The following is a 7046-nucleotide window of genomic DNA, read 5'->3' as shown; positions in this document are numbered from 1 at the left end:
CCGCGGTCCTGGCCCTGCTCGGCCACAAGGCCTGGTGGCTGCCGGGCTGGCTCGACCGGCTGTTGCCCCGCGTCGACGTGGAGGGCCAGGCGCTCGACCGGTGGTCCGGTGTGGGGGACCCGCAGTCGATCGGGTCGACGGCCGCACGGGAGGTGTCCCGCACCTGACACCACTGCTTCTTTACCGCCGGGGCCTCCCTGTATTGGATGAAACGGGGCGGCCCCGGCCATCCGTGGGAGACAGCGACGTATGCAGAGCAGCGACCGGAGAATGGTATGAGAACCGGCCCTGAGGGTTACACCGACCGTTTCGAGCGGTACGCCGACCGCCATCCCCGCGTCGTCGACGCGGTCATCGTGCTGGTGCTGATGGCCTGCGCGGTCGTGGGCAGTGGTCTCACCAGGCCCGGCGCCGCCCCGCCCCAGCGTGATGCCACCGTCCTGGTCGTCATGGGGGCCTCATGTCTCGCGCTGTTCGCACACCGAAGCCGTCCGCGGACCGTCACTGTCGTCAACGCGGTGTGCATCGTGGCCGTCACCGCGCTGGAGTACGTACTGACCCCTCTGCTGCTGGCTCCCGTCATGGCGGCGCTGTACTGGTTGACCACACACACCGGACTCAGGACCGCGCGCTTGTACAGCCTCACCACGGCAGCAGCTCTGATGACCACGTCAGCGGTCTTCGACCCCACGTACCCTTCCTCCCCCGTGCCACGGTCTATCGGCTACTGCTTCTGGCTGTTGCTGCCGCTCGCCGCCGGCAGCATGACCAGACTGCGGCGCGCCTACGTGGCGTCCGTACGGGCGCGCGCCGAACACGCCGAGCGGACCCGGGAGGAGGAGGCACGGCTGCGGGCCACCGAGGAACGCATGCGCATCGCCCGCGAGCTGCACGATGTCGTCGCCCACCACCTGGCCCTCGCCAACGCCCAGGCGGGCACAGCAGCCCATTTCGCGCTCACCGATCCGCAACGGACGAAGAAGATCCTCACCAGCCTGACCGACACCACGTCTTCCGCACTGCGTGACCTGAAAACCACGCTGGGACTGCTGCGCCACGACAGCATCCCGGCCTCGGGACCGCTGGAGCCCTCCCCTGGCCTCGCCCACCTGCCTCAGTTGGTTTCGGCATGTGCCGCTGCAGGACTCACCGTCACGGTCACCACGACGGGCGAAGCGCGTGCTCTCACCTCTGTAGTGGACCTGACCGCGTTCCGGATCGTTCAGGAGGCACTCACCAACGCCACCAAGCACGCCGCCGCGGACTCGGCCGACGTGCATCTCACCTATGAGGACTGTCGCTTGCTGATCACGATCACCAACGGTGCGCCGTCCGGCACCACCGGCGCAGCCGCGGCAGCGCCAGGCCCGGGTTTCGGCATCATGGGCATGCGCGAACGAGCCCTCACCGCCGGCGGTGAATTCCGCGCGGGACCGCGACCGGGAGGCGGTTTCGAAGTGGCGACCAGTCTGCCGCTCCGGCCCACTGCGACCAAGGCATCCTCGAAGACCGCAGACGATCCGGCAGGAGAAGCATGACCACCAGGGTGTTGCTCGCAGACGACCAGACCCTGCTGCGGGCCACCTTCCGCATGCTGATCGATTCCTGCGACGACATGACGGTGGTCGGCGAGGCCTCCGACGGCGCGGAGGCGGTGGAGCTGGCCCGCGTCCACCACCCCGACATCGTTCTCATGGACATCCGCATGCCGGGCACGGACGGTCTCGCCGCTACGTCGGCCATCTGCGCGGACCCGGACCTGACCGCTACCCGCGTTCTCATCCTGACCACGTTCGAGACCGAGGACTACGTCGCCCAGGCGCTGCGCGCGGGAGCCAGCGGCTTCCTGGGCAAAGACGTCACCACCGACACCCTGCTGGCGGGGGTGAGGACCGTGGCGTCCGGTGAAGCTCTCCTGTCCCCAACCGCCACCCGTACCCTCATCGCCACCTTCCTCATGACACCCGACCCAGGGACCCAGCTCGCATCCCCAGGACACCTGGCGGAACTCACCGCTCGCGAACGTGAAACGATGGCCATGGCCGCCGAGGGGAAGTCGAACACCGAAATTGCGGAAGCGCTCACGCTCAGCCCACTGACCGTACGCACCCACATCTACCGCGCGATGGCGAAACTGGGTGCCCGCGACCGCGCCCAACTGGTTGTCATCGCCTATCAGACGGGCTTGGCGCAGGTGACTCCGCCACCACGGTAGCCGCGCACGGGCCACGGATCGGGAAGCGCGTTCACGCGTAGGTGACGCGGTGGGCGCTGCCCCAGGGGCCGATCGAGCCGTAGCCCTCGCTGTCGATCGTGATTGCGTACCCGGTGCAATCGGCGTTCTCCCACAGCTCCACCCTGGCGGGGGCCCTGGTGCGGGCGGACCTGAGGGAGTCGTTCCAGCTGTCGCCGACGTAATAGCACGTCCCCGTGGTTCCAGAGAACAACTTGTCCCCGGTCGTTCAGCCCTTGGCCCCGTCAGCCGTAGTGGCACAACTCGCCAGTTCTCTGCGCCTGTTCGAGGCCAACATGCCGAGGTTGAGCCGACCTCCACCTCGGCCTGCTCCAACTCGCCTCCGGCATCATCTGCCTGAGACGCCCTCGAACCTAGTTCTGAAATGATCAGTCAGGGGGCAGGGGTGTTGCATCGGTCATCAGCGTGTACACCACCAGGCCCGTCCCTGGGTGGGCGTCGATGTTGAACGATGTGTACTGCATGGTTGTCTCTGATCCGTCGGGCATAAGGATGGTCTTCTTTCCCTCCCCCAGGTGTCCGACTTCGTTTCGTCGCCATATTTCGTCGAAATCCGGCGAGGTGGTGCGCAGGTCATGGATCAGCGTCTGCACCCGCGGGGAGCGTTCTTCCCAGCGGACCAGTTCGGAACGGAACGTCGCAACGGCCAGCTTCGCCTCGGTGGGCCAGTCCCGGATTCGCCTGCGGGACTCGGAATGCGTGAACAGGATGCGGAGCACGTTGCGTTCCGCGGCGGGCAGTGCCGCGTAATCCGTCAGAACGCGTGCTGCGGCGGCGTTCCATTCGAGGATGTCCCATGACGGGGACTTCAGATACGCAGGGCAGGGTTCCAGCGCGTCGAGCACCATACGCAGCTTGCGTCTCTCGGCAGAGCTCAGTTCCTGGTGGGAGGCGCCGATCGTGCCATAGGCGAGCAGGAAGGCGTGTTCCCGCTCCTTCGGCTTCAGTCGCAGAGCCTCGCAGATCGCTTCCAGGACATGGATCGACGGGCGTCCGCCCCGCCCTTGCTCCAGTCGCGAATACCACTCCACGCTGATGTTGGCGGTGACCGCGACCTCAGCTCTCCGCATTCCGGGCGTGCGTCGTGTGGACGACGCTCGCCCGGAATCCGGGGCGATCTGCAACCGCTCACGGCATGCGCGCAGGAACGTGCCCAGTTCGTCCGTATTCTCGTGCGTCAGGGCCGGTCTCCATTACAGCTGGTAGCTGGTTACAGTCGGGTCCTCATGTGCGCGTGCAGCCAGTCAAGTACGGGCTGCGGGCGGCGTTGGAACTCAAGATAACCGTCCCACCGTCGGCGTGTGTCCTCGACCCACTGCAGCTCCTTGTCGCCGGTATCGAGCATGGCAAACGCGGTCTCGATGTCGTGCGGCTCGGTCAGGGAGTCCTGGCGGACAGCGTACAAATAGGTGGGAACACTGACGTATTGCGCCCAGCTCGTATCGGGGCGAGCCGCGAAGGGGAGGGACGTTCCCAGCATGACGCGGTGATCCAGCTCGGGAAGGTGTTGTTTCCCGAGGCCGAGGATCTCCAGCAGGCGTCCCATGATGACCAGGTCGGAGACCGGCTGACAGGCGACGAGACAGCGGACTTCGTCAAAATCCTCCGGTGCTTGCCGCATGGCCGCGAACGTGGCGTTCGCACCGAGGCAGCGGCTGAAGAGGGCCACTCGCATCGACGCCGTGTCCGCCCGGGCGCGAAGGTATCGCAGGGAGCCCACCACATCACGCGCCTCGAACAGTCCGCTGGTCACCGCGCCCCCGTTGGCGGCACCGCTCAAGCCGAAGTTGCGCAGGTCGTACGTGAGTACGTTGTACCCGGCCTCGTGCAGGATGGCGTAGTCGGGCAGGAAATCGACTTCCATTCCATTGCCGCTGGGACCCCAGATCGACTGCCACGGCTCCAGGTGGGTCGGCTGACCGGCACGGCTGAAACCCATGGGATGGTTCAGGACGACGACGTCATCGCTGTCAGCCGGAATGAACCATCCTTCGAGGGGGACCCCGTCCAGGGACGGGAAGGTGACGCTCTCGTAGTCGAGGCCGACATGCGAGGGATCCCTCGTCACGGGGGAACGCAGCGGATTGACGAAGGAGCGGGCCACGTTGTCGAGGATCTCGTCAGCGTTCAGGCTGCTCATCGCTCGGCCCCTGCGGGGGTCAGGTCCTTCAAGGCCTTGTCGGTGGCGAAGTCGGTGGGCCATGAAACGTGATCGTGAATCATCAGCCATTCTCCCTCGATACGCTGGAAGCAGTTGGTCGTGCGCACCCACGAGTCCATGTGATGGCCGAACATGGTTCCGGCCAGCCGAACGGCGCATCGCGCGATCGCGAGGTCGGCCTGCGCATAGACACGAAGGTCGGCCAGTTCCAGCTCTATCGGGCCGTCGAACGCCTCGTAGAAGTTCACCCAGTTCTTCCGCCACATCTCGCCCCCTTCGAACTGGAAGGGGGGCATCAAGTCGAAAGCGGTGAAGCCCTCGGGCGCGTAGAACGCCATGATGGAGTCGACGTCCTTCGATTCGAAAGCTTCCTTCCAGTCCTGCATCCGCGTACGGATTTCCTCGTCGAGGGAGGAAAGGGCGGTGCTGTTGACCTTCATCGGATTTATCTCCTGTGTCGCGTCCCGTTGGATCTGCGTCCAGTCTCGGCCGGGGTAGGGATCAGAGCCAGTCCGAGATCATGGTGGTATGTGCAGTACCCCCCTGGCCGATGCCGTCGGACCGGCCCGACGGCATCGGCGTCGGCCGCGGGCGGCAGCTCAACGCGTGTACCGCGCCCCACTTCCTGAAGTCCATCGGCTTCGACATCGACGAGGGACAGTGGATGATCGACGGCACGCGATTGCTTGCCGTGTGACAACAAGGTCCCCGACATCCACTCAGCGGTTCGATCACCAGTTCTGCTCATGCCAGAAACCGAAACGCGAGTGCTTCGTGAAGCACTGCGAGGGCCCGGCGATTGTGGCCCGTGCCCACGGCCGAGGTCGCGGGGATCGTGGTTCAGGGCAGCTTTTTCAGCTGCTTGTACAGGGTCGGCATGTTGGCCTTGCCGGTCATCACGTAGTCGGCGTGCCGGCTGGTGATGGCCTGCGCGGTGTCGCTCTGCGTGTGCAGGGCATCGACCGTGATGACCGCCCCGGCCTGGTCGGTGAACGCTTTCAGCAGGTCCCGGACGGCAGGGATCTCATTGAGATCGTTTCATCTTGAATTCGCAGGTCGGGCCGCTGGTGTGGGTGGAGATTGACGTGCTCGTGCCGGTCTCGGACGTGATCACTAGCAGGTGATCGTCTGCCATGGGCCAGTTCGCGGGTTCCGGAGTCGTCCGCGTGAGGCGTCTCGTAGGTTCCGCAACGGGAGGGAGGCGTCTGGTGGACGTGTTGACGTGGACGATCGAGCGGCGGATGCGACTGACCGAGCGGGCCGAGCTGCTGCGCAAGGAACTGGCGGAAATTGACGCCGAGCTGGGCCGGCTGGAGGCGGCCGAGGTGGTGTTCGGGCAGTGGGCCGAGGCGACCGACGGGGACGGCGGCCATCGGACATCGTGGAGCCGGAGCCGGAGCCGGAGCCGGAGCATGTCGCGGCTGGGCCGGGTGCGGGCGGGATGCGGTTGGTGCCGGACCGCGTCGAGGGGATGGGGCTTCAGGCCCTGACCTCGGAGTATCAGCGGATCATGGAGATCGTGGCCGGGGCGGACGGTCCGGTGATGGCCAGGGACGTCGCGGTGGCACTGGGCCGGGAACTCACACCGGGCAAGGTCGAGCCGGTCCGCGGCCAGCTGCGCAAACCCGCCGACCGGGGCTGGCTGAAGCGGACCGGATCGGGGCGCTACCTGCCGCGCTGACCGGCGAGGGAGGCAGCGGACCGGCCGGTTCCTGCCATAACGCGAGGGCCCCCCGGAGGAGTTGGTTCGCGTGTGAAGACTCACCGCCCCGCCGAGGGCACTCGCGATGCTGTCTACCAGGTTCGGCTCCCGGTGTCGAAGCGGACCATCGAACTCGTCGCCGGCCTGATACGCGGGCGGCGCAAGCAGCTCAGCACCCGCTGGCGCAAGGTCACCCCGGGGACCCCAGGCGATCGTCGTGCTCGCCGTGCTCCGTCACGACCAGCGTCTGGCCGACATGGCCGGCGGCAACGAGGTCTCCGCCTCCACCGTGCGCCGCTGGGTCCTGGAAGTCCTCGGCCTGCTCGCTGCCCGGGCCCCGCGTCTGGACCGCGCACTGAAGAAGATCGCCCGCCGGGGCGGTGCGGTGGTCCTGCTGGACGGCACCCTCGTGCGCACCCGCCGCCGCACCGGAGCGGACAACCGCAAGAACTACAGCGGGAAACACAAGGCCCATGGCCTGCTCTTCCTCGCGCTGACCGACGAGAAGGGAAACCTGATCTGGATCTCCTCCGCCCGTCCTGGCCGGGCCAGCGAGATCACCGCCGCCCGCCACGACCACATCACCAGACATCTACGCGAGGTCGGCCTCGGCGCCCTGGCCGACCTCGGCTTCGTCGGCCTCGACGACGACCCCGACGATGCTCCGGTCATCATCACCGGCCGCAAGGCGACCCGCTCCCACCGCCTCACCAACGCCGAGAAGGAGGCGAACCGGCTGGTCAGCCGCGAACGCGCCGCCGTCGAGCACGGGTTCGCGAACCTGAAGAACTGGCGCATCCTGACCAAGATCCGCATGAGTGTCCATCACGCCACCACGCTGCTACGGGCCCTGCTCGTTCCGGCGAACTGCGAAGTCCAGCGGTGACAAACGACTACCCGGCGACGATCACTCTGCCTGCCAGCACGAG

Annotated in this window: 10 protein-coding genes; 6 read left to right on the top strand and 4 right to left on the bottom strand. The window is 66.7% G+C overall.

The features are described from left to right. Nucleotides 1–275: 275 nt before the first annotated feature. Entirely contained in the window at nucleotides 276–1538 is a 1263-nt protein-coding gene (locus IE278_RS41445; RefSeq protein WP_189780200.1) for a sensor histidine kinase, read from the top strand. Then, a complete protein-coding gene (locus tag IE278_RS41440; RefSeq protein ID WP_189780199.1) occupies nucleotides 1535–2215 on the top strand; it encodes a response regulator transcription factor in 681 nt (226 codons plus the stop codon). Before IE278_RS41445 ends, IE278_RS41440 begins: the two co-directional genes overlap by 4 nt. Before the next feature lie 31 nt (nucleotides 2216–2246). On the opposite strand, the gene IE278_RS41435 is transcribed toward IE278_RS41440, so the two are convergent. From IE278_RS41435 to IE278_RS41420, 4 genes are all read right to left on the bottom strand, one after another. Further along, nucleotides 2247–2447, bottom strand: a complete 201-nt coding sequence (locus IE278_RS41435) for a hypothetical protein (protein ID WP_189780198.1) — start codon at nucleotides 2445–2447, stop codon at nucleotides 2247–2249. Between the two features lie 175 nt (nucleotides 2448–2622). After that, nucleotides 2623–3411 (bottom strand): helix-turn-helix transcriptional regulator, encoded by a 789-nt coding sequence (locus IE278_RS41430; RefSeq protein WP_265652274.1) that lies wholly within the window; start codon nucleotides 3409–3411, stop codon nucleotides 2623–2625. A gap of 53 nt (nucleotides 3412–3464) precedes the next feature. Further along, the gene (locus IE278_RS41425) at nucleotides 3465–4394 is read right to left on the bottom strand and encodes an alpha/beta hydrolase (protein ID WP_189780196.1); all 930 of its coding nucleotides are present in this window, start codon (nucleotides 4392–4394) and stop codon (nucleotides 3465–3467) included. Next, nucleotides 4391–4855, bottom strand: a complete 465-nt coding sequence (locus tag IE278_RS41420; RefSeq protein ID WP_189780195.1) for a YybH family protein — start codon at nucleotides 4853–4855, stop codon at nucleotides 4391–4393. Before IE278_RS41420 ends, IE278_RS41425 begins: the two co-directional genes overlap by 4 nt. Nucleotides 4856–4965: 110 nt before the next feature. On the opposite strand from IE278_RS41420, the gene IE278_RS41415 reads away from it, so the two are divergent. From IE278_RS41415 to IE278_RS41400, 4 genes are all read left to right on the top strand, one after another. Then, nucleotides 4966–5112, top strand: coding sequence for a hypothetical protein (locus tag IE278_RS41415; protein ID WP_189780194.1), 147 nt, complete (start codon nucleotides 4966–4968; stop codon nucleotides 5110–5112). Between the two features lie 511 nt (nucleotides 5113–5623). Continuing rightward, entirely contained in the window at nucleotides 5624–5905 is a 282-nt protein-coding gene (locus tag IE278_RS41410; protein WP_189780193.1) for a hypothetical protein, read from the top strand. After that, on the top strand, nucleotides 5887–6096 hold the full coding sequence (locus IE278_RS41405; RefSeq protein ID WP_246571820.1) for a hypothetical protein: 210 nt from the start codon (nucleotides 5887–5889) through the stop codon (nucleotides 6094–6096). The genes IE278_RS41410 and IE278_RS41405 overlap by 19 nt, the downstream gene beginning before the upstream one ends. A gap of 238 nt (nucleotides 6097–6334) precedes the next feature. Beyond that, nucleotides 6335–7003 carry a transposase family protein gene (locus IE278_RS41400; protein WP_246571817.1) on the top strand — a complete coding sequence of 223 codons (669 nt, stop codon included), beginning with the start codon at nucleotides 6335–6337 and terminating at the stop codon, nucleotides 7001–7003. The last annotated feature ends 43 nt before the right edge of the window (nucleotides 7004–7046 follow it).

The sequence above is a fragment of the Streptomyces tauricus genome (genome assembly GCF_014650955.1).
Classification (GTDB): Bacteria; Actinomycetota; Actinomycetes; order Streptomycetales; family Streptomycetaceae; genus Streptomyces; species Streptomyces tauricus.
Note: the sequence above shows the minus strand (reverse complement) of the source record. Positions and strands in the feature narration are given on the sequence as shown.

Excerpts from the sequence above, each read along its gene's own strand:
- IE278_RS41445 (WP_189780200.1), top strand. The coding sequence starts at position 276 with ATGAGAACCGGCCCTGAGGGTTACACCGACCGTTTCGAGCGGTACGCC.
- IE278_RS41440 (WP_189780199.1), top strand. The coding sequence starts at position 1,535 with ATGACCACCAGGGTGTTGCTCGCAGACGACCAGACCCTGCTGCGGGCC.
- IE278_RS41425 (WP_189780196.1), bottom strand. The coding sequence starts at position 4,394 with ATGAGCAGCCTGAACGCTGACGAGATCCTCGACAACGTGGCCCGCTCC.
- IE278_RS41420 (WP_189780195.1), bottom strand. The coding sequence starts at position 4,855 with ATGAAGGTCAACAGCACCGCCCTTTCCTCCCTCGACGAGGAAATCCGT.
- IE278_RS41415 (WP_189780194.1), top strand. The coding sequence starts at position 4,966 with ATGCCGTCGGACCGGCCCGACGGCATCGGCGTCGGCCGCGGGCGGCAG.
- IE278_RS41405 (WP_246571820.1), top strand. The coding sequence starts at position 5,887 with ATGGGGCTTCAGGCCCTGACCTCGGAGTATCAGCGGATCATGGAGATC.